Source organism: Streptomyces melanogenes, from assembly GCF_014649795.1.
Taxonomy (GTDB): Bacteria; Actinomycetota; Actinomycetes; order Streptomycetales; family Streptomycetaceae; genus Streptomyces; species Streptomyces noboritoensis.
On record NZ_BMTS01000003.1, the window covers coordinates 361,537 to 377,402 of the forward strand.

General features: G+C 72.2%; 16 protein-coding genes. 11 read left to right on the forward strand and 5 right to left on the reverse strand.

Annotated elements, in window-relative coordinates:
- Positions 1-18: 18 nt before the first annotated feature.
- Positions 19-1,815, reverse strand: coding sequence for an AMP-dependent synthetase/ligase (locus IE252_RS08700; RefSeq protein WP_190088725.1), 1,797 nt, complete (start codon positions 1,813-1,815; stop codon positions 19-21).
- A gap of 270 nt (positions 1,816-2,085) precedes the next feature.
- Here IE252_RS08700 and IE252_RS08705 point away from each other — a divergent pair, with 270 nt between their 5' ends.
- The 6 genes from IE252_RS08705 to IE252_RS08730 all read left to right on the forward strand — a co-directional run bounded on the left by IE252_RS08705 (position 2,086) and on the right by IE252_RS08730 (position 6,968).
- Positions 2,086-2,847, forward strand: coding sequence for a metallophosphoesterase family protein (locus IE252_RS08705; protein WP_190088726.1), 762 nt, complete (start codon positions 2,086-2,088; stop codon positions 2,845-2,847).
- An 89-nt stretch (positions 2,848-2,936) separates the two neighbouring features.
- Positions 2,937-3,410, forward strand: a complete 474-nt coding sequence (locus tag IE252_RS08710) for an SRPBCC family protein (RefSeq protein ID WP_190088727.1) — start codon at positions 2,937-2,939, stop codon at positions 3,408-3,410.
- 1 nt (position 3,411) lies between these two features.
- The gene (locus IE252_RS08715) at positions 3,412-4,593 is read left to right on the forward strand and encodes an ArsA family ATPase (protein ID WP_190088728.1); all 1,182 of its coding nucleotides are present in this window, start codon (positions 3,412-3,414) and stop codon (positions 4,591-4,593) included.
- A 66-nt stretch (positions 4,594-4,659) separates the two neighbouring features.
- On the forward strand, positions 4,660-5,124 hold the full coding sequence (locus tag IE252_RS08720) for a DUF5304 family protein (protein WP_190088729.1): 465 nt from the start codon (positions 4,660-4,662) through the stop codon (positions 5,122-5,124).
- Between the two features lie 66 nt (positions 5,125-5,190).
- Positions 5,191-6,132 (forward strand): ROK family glucokinase, encoded by a 942-nt coding sequence (locus IE252_RS08725; protein ID WP_190088730.1) that lies wholly within the window; start codon positions 5,191-5,193, stop codon positions 6,130-6,132.
- Between the two features lie 89 nt (positions 6,133-6,221).
- Positions 6,222-6,968 (forward strand): endonuclease/exonuclease/phosphatase family protein, encoded by a 747-nt coding sequence (locus IE252_RS08730; RefSeq protein ID WP_190088731.1) that lies wholly within the window; start codon positions 6,222-6,224, stop codon positions 6,966-6,968.
- A gap of 260 nt (positions 6,969-7,228) precedes the next feature.
- Here the strand turns inward: IE252_RS08730 and IE252_RS08735 are convergent, their stop codons facing one another.
- Together IE252_RS08735 and IE252_RS08740 are read right to left on the reverse strand one after the other, a co-directional pair.
- Positions 7,229-7,783 carry a hypothetical protein gene (locus IE252_RS08735; RefSeq protein WP_190088732.1) on the reverse strand — a complete coding sequence of 185 codons (555 nt, stop codon included), beginning with the start codon at positions 7,781-7,783 and terminating at the stop codon, positions 7,229-7,231.
- Positions 7,776-8,555, reverse strand: coding sequence for an alpha/beta hydrolase (locus tag IE252_RS08740; protein ID WP_190088733.1), 780 nt, complete (start codon positions 8,553-8,555; stop codon positions 7,776-7,778). Before IE252_RS08740 ends, IE252_RS08735 begins: the two co-directional genes overlap by 8 nt.
- A gap of 154 nt (positions 8,556-8,709) precedes the next feature.
- On the opposite strand from IE252_RS08740, the gene IE252_RS08745 reads away from it, so the two are divergent.
- The 5 genes from IE252_RS08745 to IE252_RS08765 all read left to right on the forward strand — a co-directional run bounded on the left by IE252_RS08745 (position 8,710) and on the right by IE252_RS08765 (position 13,688).
- Positions 8,710-9,489 (forward strand): lysophospholipid acyltransferase family protein, encoded by a 780-nt coding sequence (locus IE252_RS08745; RefSeq protein ID WP_101387962.1) that lies wholly within the window; start codon positions 8,710-8,712, stop codon positions 9,487-9,489.
- A 25-nt stretch (positions 9,490-9,514) separates the two neighbouring features.
- Positions 9,515-10,723: a MacS family sensor histidine kinase gene (gene macS, locus IE252_RS08750; protein ID WP_190088734.1), complete on the forward strand. Its 1,209-nt coding sequence runs from the start codon at positions 9,515-9,517 to the stop codon at positions 10,721-10,723.
- Positions 10,720-11,391, forward strand: coding sequence for a response regulator (locus tag IE252_RS08755; protein WP_190088735.1), 672 nt, complete (start codon positions 10,720-10,722; stop codon positions 11,389-11,391). Before macS ends, IE252_RS08755 begins: the two co-directional genes overlap by 4 nt.
- A gap of 177 nt (positions 11,392-11,568) precedes the next feature.
- Positions 11,569-12,597 (forward strand): 6-phosphofructokinase, encoded by a 1,029-nt coding sequence (locus IE252_RS08760; RefSeq protein WP_190088736.1) that lies wholly within the window; start codon positions 11,569-11,571, stop codon positions 12,595-12,597.
- Between the two features lie 95 nt (positions 12,598-12,692).
- Complete coding sequence (locus IE252_RS08765) at positions 12,693-13,688, forward strand: 2-hydroxyacid dehydrogenase (RefSeq protein WP_190088737.1); 996 nt, start codon at positions 12,693-12,695, stop codon at positions 13,686-13,688.
- Positions 13,689-13,787: 99 nt separating this feature from the next.
- Here IE252_RS08765 and IE252_RS08770 read toward each other — a convergent pair whose 3' ends face one another.
- The gene (locus IE252_RS08770) at positions 13,788-15,665 is read right to left on the reverse strand and encodes an anthranilate synthase family protein (protein ID WP_190088738.1); all 1,878 of its coding nucleotides are present in this window, start codon (positions 15,663-15,665) and stop codon (positions 13,788-13,790) included.
- Positions 15,666-15,758: 93 nt separating this feature from the next.
- The gene (locus IE252_RS44245; RefSeq protein ID WP_190088739.1) at positions 15,759-15,866 is read right to left on the reverse strand and encodes a trp operon leader peptide; all 108 of its coding nucleotides are present in this window, start codon (positions 15,864-15,866) and stop codon (positions 15,759-15,761) included.

The following is a 15,866-nucleotide window of genomic DNA, read 5'->3' on the forward strand; positions in this document are numbered from 1 at the left end:
TGCCGGGCCTGCTGGGCCTCAGTGGGTGTAGATCGCCTCGATCTCGTCCGCGAAGTCCTTCGCCACGACGTTGCGCTTCAGCTTCAGCGACGGGGTGATGTGCCCCGCCTCCTCCGTGAACTGGGAGGTGAGAATGCGGAATTTCCGCACCGATTCCGCCTTGGAGACCGCGGCGTTGCCGTCGTCGACCGCCCGCTGCACCTCCGCGAGCAGCTCCGCGTCCTCCCGCAGCTCGGCCGCCGTCGAACCGGCCGGCTTGCCGTGGTCCGCGGCCCAGTGGGCCAGGAACTCCTCGTCGAGCGTGACCAGCGCGCCCACGAACGGCCGCCCGTCGCCGACCACCATGCACTCCGCGACCAGCGCGTGCGCGCGGATGCGGTCCTCGATCACCGCCGGGGCGACGTTCTTGCCGCCCGCCGTGACGATGATCTCCTTCTTGCGGCCGGTGATGGCGAGGTAGCCGTCCTCGTCGAGGGTGCCGATGTCGCCGGTGTGGAACCAGCCGTCGGCCAGCGCCTCGGCGGTCGCCGCGTCGTTGTTCCAGTACCCGCTGAACAGGTGCTCGCCGTGCAGCAGCACCTCGCCGTCGTCCGCGATGCGCACCACGGAACCCGGCAGCGGCTGCCCGACCGTACCGATCTTCTGCCGGTCCCACGGGTTGAACGCGGTCGCGGCGCAGGACTCGGTGAGGCCGTACCCCTCCAGGACCGTGAAGCCGATGCCCCGGTAGAAGTGGCCGAGCCGCTCGCCCAGCGGGGCGCCGCCGGAGATCGCGTACTCGCCCTTGCCGCCGAGCACCGCGCGCAGCTTGCTGAAGACGAGCTTGTCGAAGACCTTGTGCTTGATCCGCAGGCCCAGCGAGGGGCCCTGGGGGGTGCTGAGCGCGCGGCTGTAGGCGATCGCGGTGTGCGCGGCCTTGTCGAAGATCGCACCCTTGCCGTCGGCCTGCGCCTTGGCCCGGGCCGCGTTGTAGACCTTCTCGAAGACCCGCGGCACACCGAGGATCAGCGTCGGCCGGAACGCGGCCAGCTCGTCGGTGAGGTTCTTGATGTCCGGTACGCAGCCGAGCTTGATCGGCGCCATCACGGACGCCACCTCGACGAGCCGCCCGAAGACGTGGGCGGCGGGCAGGAAGAGCAGGACCGAGCACTCGCCGGTGCGGAAGAGCGGCTTGAGGCGCTCCACCACGTTGCCGCACTCCGCGAAGAAGGCGCGGTGGGTGAGCACGCAGCCCTTGGGGCGGCCGGTGGTGCCGGAGGTGTAGACGATGGTCGCCGGGTCGTCCGCGTGCGCCGAGGACATCCGCTGGTCGAGCAGCTCGTCGGAGACGTCCGCGCCGGTCGCGGTGAGCTGCGCCACCGCGTCCGCGTCCAGCTGCCAGATGCCCTTGAGGGCCGGCAGCGCGGACTGCACGGAGGTGACGGAGGCCTCGTGCGCCTCGGACTCGACGACGCACAGGGTTGCGCCGGAGTCGCCGAGGATCCACTGGATCTGCTCGGGCGAGCTGGTCTCGTACACGGGGACGGTGACCGCGCCCGCGCTCCAGATGGCGAAGTCGAGCAGCACCCACTCGTAGCGGGTGCGCGACAGCAGGGCCACCCGGTCGCCCGGCTCGACGCCGGCCGCGACGAGGCCCTTGGCCACCCCGCGGACCTCGGCGAGGAACTGGGTGGCGGAAACGTCGGTCCAGCGTCCCGCGACCTTGCGGCCCATGACCGCGACATCGGGATGCTGAGCGGCATTGCGGCGGATCAGATCCGTCAGGTTGCCGTCCGTGGGGACCTCGTACAGGGCCGGAAGGCTGAACTCGCGCAAGACTGCTGCTCCTCATCGGGCGCCGGTGCCACGGCTCTGTGTACGCACCGGCTGCGGTCCAAGATCGGGCAGGTGCCCGGAGAACCCGTGGGGGCGGCGCTCCGAGCACGACTGGACTGCCCGGACGTTACCCACCGGTAGTGGGTTCCCGATAGGGGGTCCTGGTCAGATGTTCGCTGCGTCACACGGTTTCACGCCGCATCGCGCACAGTAGTCCACTCCTTTCGCGACTCGGAAGTAACCGCAGGTCCGGCGGCCTAGGGTGGCTCCATGCGAGTACATGTGGTCAGCGATGTGCACGGGAACACCGAGGGTCTGGCGAAGGCGGGCGACGGCGCGGACGCCCTCGTCTGCCTGGGTGACCTCGTCCTTTTCCTCGACTACGCCGATCACTCGCGCGGGATCTTCCCCGACCTCTTCGGCGTCGAGAACGCCGACCGGATCGTCGCACTGCGCACCGCCCGCCGCTTCGAGGAGGCCCGTGAGCTGGGCCGCTCCCTGTGGGCCGGCCTCGACCGGGAGGCCGCCATCGAGTCGGCGGTCCGCCGGCAGTACGCCGAGATGTTCGCCGCCTTCCCCACCCCGACGTACGCCACCTACGGCAATGTCGACATACCGACCCTCTGGCCGCAGTACGCCGGACCCGGCACCACCGTCCTGGACGGCGAGCGGGTCGAGATCGGCGGGCGCGTCTTCGGCTTCGTGGGCGGCGGGCTGCGCACCCCGATGCGAACGCCCTATGAAATCTCCGACGAGGAGTACGCGGCGAAGGTCGAGGCGCTCGGCGAGGTCGACGTGCTCTGCTCGCACATCCCGCCGGACGTCCCCGAGCTCTGCTACGACACCGTGCCCCGCCGCTTCGAACGCGGCTCGCGCGCCCTGCTCGAAGCCATCCGCAGGACCAAGCCGAGGTACGCCCTGTTCGGCCACGTCCACCAGCCGCTCGCCCGCCGGATGCGCATCGGCCGCACCGAGTGCGTGAACGTCGGCCACTTCGCCTCCACCTCCCGCCCCTTCGCGCTGGAGTGGTGACCCGGGCTCCGGGCAGCCGCCCCGGCAGCACGCGATAGCCTGCACTTCTGTCACCCCACACCGGCCCGCGCACTGGAGGAGCCACGACGATGGCGGAACACACCAGCTCGTCTATCACCATCGAGGCGGCACCGGCCGAGGTGATGGGGGTGATCGCCGACTTCGCCCGCTACCCGGAGTGGACCGGCGAGGTGAAGCAGGCCGAGGTGCTGTCCAAGGACGCCGAGGGCCGGGCCGAGCAGGTCCGGCTGGTGCTCGACGCGGGCGCCATCAAGGACGACCACACCCTCAAGTACACCTGGGACGGCCCCCACAAGGTGAGCTGGAGCCTGGTCAAGTCGCAGATGCTGCGCGCCCTCGACGGCTCGTACGCCCTGGCCGCCGCCCCCGGCGGCCACACCGAGGTCACCTACCAGCTGACCGTCGACGTCAAGATCCCCATGCTCGGCATGATCAAGCGCAAGGCCGAGAAGGTCATCATCGACCGCGCGCTCGCGGGCCTGAAGAAGCGCGTCGAGAGCGGCGCGGCGGCCGGTACCGCCGACGGGGCCGAGAAGGCCTGACGTGCGTACGGTCCTCGTCACCGGTCCCGGCGGCGCGGGCCGCACCACCGTCGCCGCCGCGACCGCGCTCGCGGCGGCCCGGCGCGGGGAGCGCGCCCTGCTCCTGAGCGCCGACCGTGACGACCCGCTCACCGCGCTGCTCGGCGGCGAGGAGGTGGCGCGCCTCGACGTCGTCCGCATCGACTCCGGCGCCGACTTCCGCACCGAACTGCTCGCCCTCCAGGACCGGGCCGGTACCGTCCTGGAGCTCCTGGGCGCGGGCCGCCTGGACGGCGAGGAGCTGACCGAGCTGCCCGGCGCCGAGCAGCTGGCCCTGCTCAAGGCCCTGCGCGAGACGGCGGCGGGCGACCACGACCTGGTCGTCGTCGACATGCCGCCGGTCCACCAGAGCGTCGCCGCCCTCGCCCTGCCCGGGCAGCTGCGCCGCTATCTGCGCCGGCTGCTGCCGCCCGAGCGGCAGGCCGCCCGCTCGCTGCGCCCGGTCCTCGCCCAGCTCGCCGGGGTCCCGATGCCCGCGCAGTGGCTGTACGAGACGGCCGCCCGCTGGGACGCGGAACTGGCCGCCGTCGAGGCCGTGGTGGCGGACCCGACGACGACCGTACGGCTGGTCGCCGAGCCCACCCCGACCGCCGCGGCCGCCCTGCGCACCGCCCGCCTCGGCCTCGCCCTGCACGGGGCGGTGCCCGACGCGGTGATCGCCAACCGCGTGCTGCCCACCGGCTCGGCCGACCCCTTCCTCGCCGCCCTCTCCGGGCAGCAGCAGTGCGTGCTCAAGGAGCTGGCCGAGGAGTTCGCCGCCGTACCGCTGCACGAGGTCCCGCACCTGGGCCGCGACCCGCGGGGCACCGAGGAGCTGGACGAGCTGATCGACGGGCCGACCGGCGAGGTCGCCCTGTGGTCCGAGGACGGCGCCTTCGTACGCCCCGAGCCCTGGCACGTCGAGGACCGGCTGGCCGACGACGGCGTCCTGGTGTGGCACCTTCCGCTGCCCGGGGCCACCCGCGACCGGCTCGGTCTGGTGCGGCGCGGCGACGAACTCCTGCTCACCGTCGGCCCGTTCCGCAAGATCACCACGCTGCCGTCCGCGCTGCGCCGCTGCACGGTCTCCGGCGCCGGGCTCACCGACGGCGTGCTGCGGATCCGGTTCACCCCGGACCCGGATCTGTGGCCCCGGACGCGCTGAACGCCGTACCCCCATTCGGGTAACGTCGAGAGAACAGACCCTTCTCTTCAGTAGCTGGAGTCCGCCATGAGCGAAGCCACCGAGCGTCCCGCCCCCGACGCGGATGCCTGGGCCGACGCGTGCGCCGAGGACCTCGCCGCGGAGAAGGCGCGCCGCCGGGCCGCCTACGGGCCGCCGCCCGGCTCGGCCGCCGAGGAGCTGCGCAAGCTGGTCGACGCGGTCGCCGACAAGGTCGCCTCCTTCCAGTCGTCGCTGCCCGGCATGGCCGCGCAGAGCGCCGTGCAGCAGCTGATCGGCCAGGCGAAGGCCGTGGTCGAGCCGGTCATCGAGCGCAACCCGCAGGTCTTCGACCACCTCGCGGCGGCGGGCGGCGAGCTGCTGGCGGCCTACCGCTCGGCGGTCGAGGGGCACGAGCGGCGCTGGGCGTCCGGCGAGCCCTCCGGTACGGCTCCGGGCGGTCCTTCGGACGGGCCGGGGAAGGGCGACGGCGGGGCGGGCGCGGGGCCGACCGAGCACATCGACCTGGACTGACTGACGGGTGCCCGCCCTCGGGTACGGTTGGCCTTAGCGGGGCTCGACCGAAAACTGAGGGACTTAATGGGACTCACCATCGGCGTCGACATCGGCGGCACCAAGATCGCGGCGGGAGTGGTCGACGAGGAGGGCCACATCCTCGAGACGCACACCGTGCCCACGCCGCCGACCGCTGACGCCATCGTGGACGCGATCTGCGCCGCGGTCGAAGGGGCCGGCAAGGGTCACGAGATCGAGGCCGTCGGCATCGGCGCCGCCGGATACGTCGACGACAAGCGCGCCACCGTGCTGTTCGCACCCAACATCCACTGGCGCCACGAGCCGCTGAAGGACAAGGTCGAGCAGCGGGTCGGGCTCCCGGTCGTCGTCGAGAACGACGCGAACGCGGCGGCCTGGGGCGAGTACAAGTTCGGCGCGGGCCAGGGCCACGAGGACGTCATCTGCATCACGCTCGGCACGGGCCTGGGCGGCGGCATCATCATCGGCAACAAGCTGCGGCGCGGCCGCTTCGGCGTCGCCGCCGAGTTCGGCCACATCCGCGTGGTGCCCGACGGGCTGCTGTGCGGCTGCGGCAGCCAGGGCTGCTGGGAGCAGTACGCCTCGGGGCGCGCGCTCGTGCGGTACGCCCGCCAGCGCGCCAACGCGACCCCCGAGAACGCCGAGATCCTGCTCGCCCTGGGCGACGGCACGATCGAGGGCATCGAGGGCAAGCACATCAGCGCCGCCGCCCGCCAGGGCGACCCGGTCGCGGTGGACTCCTTCCGCGAGCTGGCCCGCTGGGCGGGCGCGGGCCTGGCCGATCTGGCCTCGCTCTTCGACCCCTCGGCGTTCATCGTCGGCGGCGGCGTCTCGGACGAGGGCGAGCTGGTCCTCGACCCGATCCGCAAGTCGTTCCGGCGCTGGCTGATCGGCGGCCAGTGGCGACCGCACGCGCAGGTGCTGGCGGCGCAGCTCGGCAACAAGGCGGGGCTGGTGGGCGCGGCGGACCTGGCGCGCCAGGGCTGAGCGCGGTCTGCCGCACGGCTTCTTGAGGCAGTTGAGCGCCCGTCGCCTCCCCTCCCGGACGCGGCGGGCGCCGCACTATGTTGTGGCCCATGCCGCTCACGGATCTTCCCGCGTCCCGTACGGAGAACGGCTCGGCCGTGATCCGGGTCCTCAGCTACAACATCCGCTCGATGCGCGACGACAACGCGGCGCTGGCCCGGGTGATCCGCGCCTGCGACCCGGACCTGGTCCTCATCCAGGAGGCGCCGCGCTTCTTCCGCTGGCGCAAGGCAGCGGCGCGGCTCGCGGCGGCGTGCGACCTGGTGGTCCTGAGCGGCGGCGCGACGGCGGCGGGGCCGCTGCTGCTGTGTTCGCTGCGGGCGACGGTGGAGCGCACGGAGGACGTCCTGCTCCCGCTCACGCCCGGGCTGCACCGGCGCGGGTTCGCTGCCGCGGTGGTACGGGTCGGGGGTGCGCGTCTGGGTGTCCTCAGCTGCCACCTCAGCCTCCAGGCGGATGAGCGCGAGGCGCAGGCGGGGCTGCTGCTCGACCACTTGGCGTCGCTTTCCGTGCCGCACGCGGTGGCGGGCGGCGACCTCAACGACCGGCCCGACGGGCGGGCGTTCCGCCGCCTGGCTGGGGCGCTCCAGGACTGCTGGGCGGTTCGTCCCTGGGGGGCCGAGTACACGTCGACGCCTGTCGATCCTCATCAGCGGATCGATGCGGTGTTCGCGACGGCGGGGGTGGAGGTGTTGGGGTGTGGTGTGCCGGTGGGGTTGGCGGGGGTGACGGAGGGGGACCTGCGGGGGGCTACGGATCATTTGCCGGTGCTGGCTGCGTTGCGGGTTCCGGTGTAGGAGCCCCCACCCCGCCCCTTCCCGAAAGCCCTCTGGCGGGCGGCCGGGTGGTGGGTCGGGGCGGGCTGCCGGGGGCTTCGCCCCCGGACCCCCTTGCTTCGTCTGCGGGCCGTCCCCAACTGGTCGCGCAGTTCCCCGCGCCCCTTAAATGCGCCCCTGCGGGGGCGCCCCTGTAGGGGCGCGGGGAACTGCGCGACCAGCCACGCACGGCCCGCAGACGAAAACGGGGGTCGGGGCGCAGCCCCAGAAAAAGGGCGAGGTCAGACCACCGCACCCCGGCCCGGGTCGTCCCCGTCCTCGTCGTCCTGGGTCATGCGTGCCACCAACGTGGCGAAGCCGCCGATGAAGCCGCCGACGCCCAGCGTCGTGAGCCACCACGTGAACTCCCACTGGAGCACCGCCGCCAGCAGCATCAGCAGCGGGCCGCCGATCACCGCCAGCCACGCGAACTTCGCCGTGACGTCGGTCTCCGGCAGCGGCGGCGGCTCCGGCGGGATGAAGTGGCCCTCGTCCGTGTCGTCCAGGTCGGAGTCCGATGGCTCCGCCACGCTGAAGTCGCGCGGCCCGCCCACGCCGGGCGCGAAGACCACCGAGCTGCCCAGCGGCTTGGGCTCGGGCGGCTCGGGGGCCGCGGGCGCCGGTGGCGGCGGCGTGTCGTTGCGGTCGCCCTCAAGGAGCGCCAGGTCCTCCACCGACTTGAACGGCTTGGCCCCGGGCGGGTCGGACGGCTCCTCGCCGTACCCCGCCACGATCGCCGCCCACGCGGCGTCCTCGTCGATCGGCTGCGGCTCGCGGTCCGCGTCGTGCTCAGCCACCGGTCGTGCTCCCCTTCTTCCCGACACTCGGAGCGAGGCGGCCGATGAACGCGTAACTCTCCTCGAAGATCCGCTCCGCATCGTGGTCCAACGTCGCCACGTGGTAGCTCTGTTCCAGCAGGATCTCGGTGACGTCCGTGGACGAGACCCGGCCCAGGATCCGCGCCGAGTCGGCCGGCGGCACCACATGGTCCTGCGGGCTGTGCAGCAGCAGCATCGGCTGGGTGACCTGCGGCAGCTCGCGGTCGACCTGCTGGAAGAACCGGCGCAGCGAGTGCGCGGCGTGCAGCGGCACCCTGTCGTACCCCACCTCCGCCGAGCCCTCCTTGGCGATGTCGCTGGCGATCCCCTTGGTGGAGCGCACGAAGTGGCGCACGACCGGCAGCGCGTGCGCCGCCACGCCGTGCACCTTGTTGCCGGGGTTGACGACCACGACGCCGCTGATCGCGTCCCCGTGCCGGGCCGCCAGCCGCAGCGCCAGCGCGCCGCCCATGGAAAGCCCGAAGACGAAGACCTGGGTGCAGCGCTGGAGCAGCTCGCCCAGTGCCCGGTCCACTTCCGCGTACCAGTCCTGCCAGCCGGTGAGCTGCATGTCCTGCCAGCGCGTGCCGTGTCCGGGCAGCAGCGGCAGCTCGACCGTCAGACCGCGCTCGGCCAGGAAGTCGGCCCACGGGCGCAGCGACTGCGGGGAACCGGTGAAGCCGTGGCAGAGGAGGACGCCGACCTCTCCGCCCTCGTGGCGGAACGGCTCGGCTCCAGGGAGGACGGGCACCGGGATCTCCTGTTCATGAGCAGGGGCTGGGGAGTCGTACTTCACGGTACGCGACCGGACTGACACCGACCAGAGCCGTCACCGGCCCGCGCGCGGGAGGGCGGGCCCCACACGGGTTAAGGTCTGTTCGACAGACATAGGGAAGGCATCCGAGTTGATCTACGGCGCTATGAAGTTCTCCATCGGCGGGTCGCTGAAGCTTGCCTTCAGGCCCTGGGTGGAGGGCCTCGAAAACATTCCCGCCGAGGGGCCGGCGATCCTCGCCAGCAACCACCTCTCCTTCTCGGACTCGTTCTTCCTGCCGGCGGTCCTGGACCGCAAGGTGACGTTCATCGCCAAGGCGGAGTACTTCACCTCGCCCGGCGTGAAGGGCAAGCTCACCGCCGCCTTCTTCAAGGGCGTCGGCCAGCTCCCGGTGGACCGCTCGGGCGCGCGCGGCGCGGGCGAGGCGGCCATCAAGAGCGGCATCGAGGTCCTGGAGCGCGGAGAGCTGTTCGGGATCTACCCGGAGGGCACCCGCTCGCCCGACGGCCGCCTCTACCGGGGCAAGCCCGGCGGCCTCGCGCGCGTGGCGCTCGCCACCGGCGCGCCGGTGATCCCGGTCGCGATGATCGACACCGAGAAGATCCAGCCGCCCGGCAAGGTCATGCCCAAGCTGATGCGCCCGGGCATCCGCATCGGCAAGCCGCTCGACTTCAGCCGGTACCACGGCATGGAGGGCGACCGCTTCATCCTGCGCTCGGTGACCGACGAGGTCATGTACGAGATCATGAAGCTCTCCGGCCAGGAGTACGTGGACATCTACGCGACCGCGGCCAAGCGCCAGATCGCGGACGAGGCCAAGCGGAAGGCCGACGAGGAGAAGGCGGCCGAGAAGGCCGAGAAGGCCCGGGAGGCCGAGCAGGCCAAGCACGCGGAACGGCCCGGCGACTAGTCGCGTCCGGCCGGGGGTGGGGAACATGGCGAAGCGCGAGCGCGTCATCAGGATGTCCGTCGAGCTGCCGCTGTGGCGCGCGCTCACCGCGTACCGCGTACTCACGATGGCGTACGCGGTGCTGGTCTTCGTGTCGGAGTACCGCGAGTTCGAGCGCCCCTGGGTGGGCGTCGTCTTCCTGTCGGTGCTCGCGGTGTGGACGCTGGCGACGCTGCCCCGGGTGGCGAACGCGGCGAGCTGCACCAAGCGGTTCCTCGGCGTCGACCTGGCGATCGCGCTCACCGGCATCCTGCTCACCCCGCTGGCGGACGCCGACGCGCAGTCGGTGAACAGCCCGACCCTGCCGACCATATGGACGGCGGGCTCGGTCCTCGCGTTCGCGATCAAGGGCGGCTGGCGCTGGGCGGCCTTCGCCTCCTCGCTGGTCGCCGCCGCCAACCTGGTCGAACGCGGCAGCCCCACCCGGGACACCCTCCACAACGTGCTGCTCGTCTGGGTCGCCTCCGTCGCCATCGGGTACGTGGTGGAGGTCGCCCGCGCGAGTGAGGCGACCCTCGCCCGCGCCCTGGAGATCGAGGCGGCGACCCGCGAGCGGGAGCGGCTGGCCCGGGACATCCACGACAGCGTCCTGCAGGTCCTCGCGATGGTGCAGCGGCGCGGCACCGCGCTCGGCGGCGAGGCGGCCGAGCTCGGCCGGATGGCCGGCGAGCAGGAGGTCGCCCTGCGGACCCTGGTCTCCAGCGGCCTGGTGCCCACCACGCGCGCGTCCGAGGACCCGGCGCTCGGCGCGCTGGTCCGTACGGTCGAGGACGCCGAAGGCGAGAGCGACGGGGCCGACGTGGATCTGCGCGGCCTGCTCGCACCGCACGCCGGATCCCGGGTCTCGCTGGCGGAACCGGGAGCTCCGGTGCTGCTCGCACCCCCCGCGGCCCGCGAGCTCGCGGCCGCTGTCAGTGCCGCGTTGGACAATGTCCGCAGACACGCGGGGGAGAGCGCCCAGGCCTGGATCCTGGTCGAGGACTGGGGGGACGAAGTGATCGTGACGGTACGGGACGACGGTCCCGGCATCCCGGAGGGCCGGCTCGCGCAGGCCGAGGGGGAGGGGCGCCTCGGCGTCGCCCTCTCGATCCGCGGCCGGCTGCGGGACCTGGGCGGCACCGCCGAGCTGATCTCGGTGCCCGGCCAGGGGACGGAAGTAGAGCTGAAGGTCCCACGGGGGAAGGCGAAGGCATGAGTGAGCTGCAGACGGTGAAGGTCATGGTGGTCGACGACCACCCGATGTGGCGCGACGCGGTGGCGCGCGACCTGGCGGCCGCCGGGTTCGACGTGGTGGCCACGGCCGGGGACGGCCCGCAGGCGGTCCGCCGCGCCCAGGCGGTCACGCCCGACGTGCTGGTCCTGGACCTCAATCTGCCCGGCATGCCGGGCGTCCAGGTCTGCAAGGAGCTGGTCGGCGCCAACCCGGCGCTGAGGGTCCTGGTCCTGTCCGCCTCCGGCGAGCACGCGGACGTCCTGGAGGCGGTGAAGTCCGGCGCGACCGGCTATCTGCTGAAGTCGGCGAGCACCGAGGAGCTCACCGACGCGGTGCGCCGCACGGCGGCCGGCGACCCGGTGTTCACCCCCGGCCTGGCCGGGCTCGTCCTCGGTGAGTACCGCCGCCTGGCCTCGGACCCGGCACCCGCCGCCGCCGACGAGCCGAAGGCCCCGCAGCTCACCGACCGCGAGACGGAGGTGCTGCGCCTGGTGGCGAAGGGCCTGAGCTACAAGCAGATCGCCGAACGGCTGGTCATCTCCCACCGCACGGTCCAGAACCACGTCCAGAACACCCTGGGCAAGCTCCAGCTCCACAACCGCGTGGAGCTGGTGAGGTACGCGATAGAGCAGGGCCTCGACGAGGTGTGAGCCGCCCGCGCATGCACGTGCTCCGCTCGTACGAGTGAATGACCACCCGTCAACAGCCCCTTGAATTCAAGGAATTGACGATTCGCCCCATCCCGGGGTGACCTGCGTCACCCTTAGCGTGACCCGTAGAGGCCTTCGAGGGCTTCCATGTGTCCGTCACGGCGAAGGGACAATTCCATGCGGGTCGGAGTACTGACCGGAGGCGGTGACTGCCCCGGGCTCAACGCCGTCATCCGAGGCGTCGTCCGCAAGGGCGTGCAGGAGTACGGCTTTGACTTCACCGGGTTCAAGGACGGCTGGCGCGGCCCGCTGGAGGGCGACACCGTCAAGCTGGACATCCCCGCCGTGCGCGGCATCCTGCCGCGCGGCGGCACCATCCTCGGCTCTTCGCGCACCAACCCGCTGAAGGCCGAGGACGGGGTGCGCCGCATCAAGGAGAACCTCGCCAAGCACGAGATCGACGCGATGATCGCGATCGGCGGCGAGGACACCCTGGGGGTGGCGGCCAGGCTCAGCGACGAGTACGGCGTGAAGTGCGTCGGTGTGCCGAAGACCATCGACAACGACCTCTCCGCCACGGACTACACCTTCGGCTTCGACACGGCCGTCGGCATCGCGACGGAGGCCATCGACCGCCTGCACACCACGGCCGAGTCGCACATGCGGGTCCTGGTCGTCGAGGTGATGGGCCGCCACGCGGGCTGGATCGCGCTCCACTCGGGCCTGGCGGGCGGCGCCAACGTCATCCTCATCCCCGAGCAGCGCTTCGACGTCGACCAGGTCTGCGGCTGGATCACCTCCCGCTTCAAGGCGTCGTACGCGCCGATCGTGGTGGTCGCCGAGGGCGCGATGCCGAAGGACGGCGACATGGTCCTCAAGGACCAGACGCTCGATTCCTTCGGCCATGTGCGGCTCTCGGGCGTGGGCGAGTGGCTGGCCAAGGAGATCGAGAAGCGCACCGGCAAGGAGGCACGGACGACGGTCCTGGGCCACGTCCAGCGCGGCGGCACCCCCAGCGCCTTCGACCGCTGGCTGGCCACGCGCTTCGGGCTGCACGCGATCGAGGCGGTCCGGGACGGCGACTTCGGCAAGATGGTGGCGCTGCGGGGCACGGACATCGTCCGGGTGCCGATCGCGGAGGCGACGGCGCGGCTGAAGACGGTGGATCCGGGGCTGTACGCGGAGGTGGGGGTGTTCTTCGGCTGAGGGGGCGCCGCCGGGCGAGCGGCAGCCGGGGGTCGTATATTCACTATTCGCGCATATCGAGCCCCTATCCCCCCATAGGCCCATAGGTGATCCTCGTGGACATCCTGGCGTTCGGCGTGCAGGCCGATGAGAGACCTCTGATCGAGAAGGCCTTCGAGGGCCTGCACGACGTCCGGTGCCTGGACGTGTTCCTGAACGAGGACACGGTGCCCATCGCGGCCGGGTACGAGGCCATCTCGACCAGTGTGAACGCGGACCTGAGCCGTTCGGTGCTGCAGACGCTGGCGGTGGGCGGGACCCAGCTGATCGCCCAGCGTTCCACGGGCTTCAACAACATCGACCTGGACGTGGCGGAGCGGCTCGGCCTCACGGTGGCGCGGGTGTCGTACTACTCGCCGTACTCGGTGGCCGAGTTCGCCTGGACCCTGGCGATGGCGGTCAACCGCCGGATCGTCCGCGCCTCCAACCGCACCCGCGACTTCGACTTCCGCCTCGACGGGCTGATGGGGCGGGATCTGCGCGGGCGTACGGCCGGGGTGCTCGGGACCGGCAAGATCGGCGAGGCGTTCACCCGGATCGCCCATGGCTTCGGCATGAACCTGCTCGGTTGGGACGTCGCGGAGAACCCGGCGTGCGTGGAGCTCGGGATGAAGTACGTCGAGAAGGACGAGCTGCTCGCGAGCGCGGACGTGGTGAGCCTGCACGTGCCGCTGCTGCCGTCCACGCACCACGTGATCGACCGGGCGGCGCTGCGGCGCATGAAGGACGACGCGATCCTGGTGAACTCCAGCCGTGGGGGGTTGGTGGACACGGAAGCGCTGGTGGGCGAGTTGCGGGCGGGCCGCCTTGCCGGGGTCGGCCTCGACGTCTACGAGGCGGAGGCCGGCCTCTTCTTCCTGGACAAGTCCCTGGAGGTCGTCTCCGACGACACGCTGGCGCGGCTGGTGACGTTCCCCAACGTGGTGGTGACGTCGCATCAGGCGTACTACACGGAGGAGGCGGTGGGCCAGATCGTGGCGGCGACGGTGGAGAACGTGGCGGCGTACGCGGCGGGACGCCGAACGGGGAACGTGCTGGTGCCGCGAGCCTGAGGGCCCGGTGTTCGTCTGCGGGGCGCCCCTTTAGGGGCGCGGGGAACTGCGCGACCAGCCCACCACCGGCCCGCAGACGAACTCGGACCCCCGGAGGGTTCAGGGAAGGGGCGGGGTGGGGGACATCGCCCGTACGCCCGACAGGAGGGCAGCCACCACCTCCGGCCCCCGCAACGTCAGCACCGACTCCGGATGGAACTGGACCCCCGCGAATCCGGACCCCCGCACCGCGTGCACCTCCCCCGTCGAGGGATCACGGCTGACCTCCACCCCCCGAGCAGCCAACGCCACCGCCACCGCGTCCCCGCACCGCGCCGTAAAACTGTTGTAGAACCCGACCCGCTCCGAGCGGCCGAAGAGGTCGATCCGGAGCTGCGCCCCCTGATGCGGCACCCGCTTGCGCACGATCGGCAGCCCCAGCTCCGCCGCGATCAGCTCGTGCCCCAGGCACACACCGAGCAGCCCGTGCCGATGGGAGCGCAGCAGCTCCGCCGCCAAGGGGCGCAGCACGCGCATCTTCGGGTCGGACGCGTCCGAGGGGTCCCCGGGGCCGGGGCCCAGGATCACCGGACCCCGGTGGCCGAGCGCACGCTCCCGCAGCCCCGCCGCGTCGTACCGCACCACCGACACCCCCAGCCCCGACGTCCGCAGCAGATGCGCCAGCATCGCCGTGAAGGTGTCCTCGGCGTCCACCACCAGCGCCTCGCCCGACGGCGCCGCCACCCGCTCCCGCATCCGTAGCCAGAACGGCGCCAGGTCCGCCCGCCGCGCGTCCAGCGCCGCCCGCACCCGGGGGTCGTCGCCCAGGACGGGGCCGCGGGGTGCGGCGGCCGGGCGGCCGCCCAGCGCCGCGAGCACCCCCGCCGCCTTCGCGTGCGTCTCCGCCACCTCGCCCGCCGGGTCCGAGTGGCGCACCAGCGTCGCCCCGACCGGCACCCGCACCCGCCCGTCCGGCGCGATGTCGGCCGTACGGATCAGGATGGGCGAGTCCAGGGTCTGGACGCCGTTCGCGTCGCGGCCCAGCAGGGCGAGCGCGCCCGCGTAGTAGCCGCGCCCGCCCACCTCGTACCGCTCGATCACCCGGCACGCGTTCTGCACCGGCGACCCCGTCACCGTCGCCGCGAACATCGTCTCCCGCAGCACCTCGCGCGCGTCCAGCGAGCTCCGCCCGCGCAACTCGTACTCGGTGTGCGCGAGATGGGCCATCTCCTTCAGCCGGGGGCCGACCACCACCCCGCCCCGGTCGCCCACCGTGCACATCATCTTCAGCTCCTCGTCGACGACCATGGAGAGCTCGTCGATCTCCTTCTCGTCGGAGAGGAAGGCGAGCAGGTCCTCGGCGGTCGGGCCGGTCGCCGGGTAGCGGTAGGTCCCGCTGATCGGGTTCATCACCACCGTCCCGCCCGACATCCGCACATGCACCTCCGGGCTCGCCCCCACCAGCGTCCGCTCGCCGGTGTGGACCACGAACGTCCAGTACGCCCCACGCTCGCCCGCGAGCAGCCGCCGGAAGAGCGCGAGCGCGTCCGCCCGGCCGAAGCCCGGGATCTCGCCCGTGTACGTGCGCCGGATCACGAAGTTGGCGCCCTCGCCCTGCCCGATCTCGTCCTCGATCACCCGCCGCACGATCCCGGCGTACTCCTCGTCCCCGACGTCGAACCCGCCGCCCTCGACCCGCACCTCGTGCCGGGGCAGCGCCTCCAGGACCTCGTCCAGCGGCAGTTCGTACGTCTCGTCGGCCTCCAGGACGGCCAGCGGAGTGCCGTCGTCCCGTACGTCGAAGCCGCGCTCGCGGATCTGCCGGAACGGGACCAGGGCGAGCGTGGGCCGGTCCCCGCACGGGATGTCGGCGAGCCGCCCCACCTCCCGTACGCCGCCGATCAGCAGCTCGACCACGTCGTGGTCGCGGCCGGGCGTACGGCGGCGGATCAGGGCGAAGGGCGGGCAGTCGTCGTCGAGGAGTCTGGCGAGCGGCATGGGGTGTTCCTTCCGGGAGGGGGGAGGAACGGCCGCGGGAAACAGAAAAGGCCGCCCCTCGGGCGGCCTTCGCGTGGTCTGGAGTACGCGCGATCAGTGGGCCGCCGGATGAGCGGTCCACCACCAGTTCTGGTTCGAGTGCGCGAACATGCCCCGCACCCTAGCCGAAGAAGCGCCGGATGCGCGAAGGGCCCGCCCCAT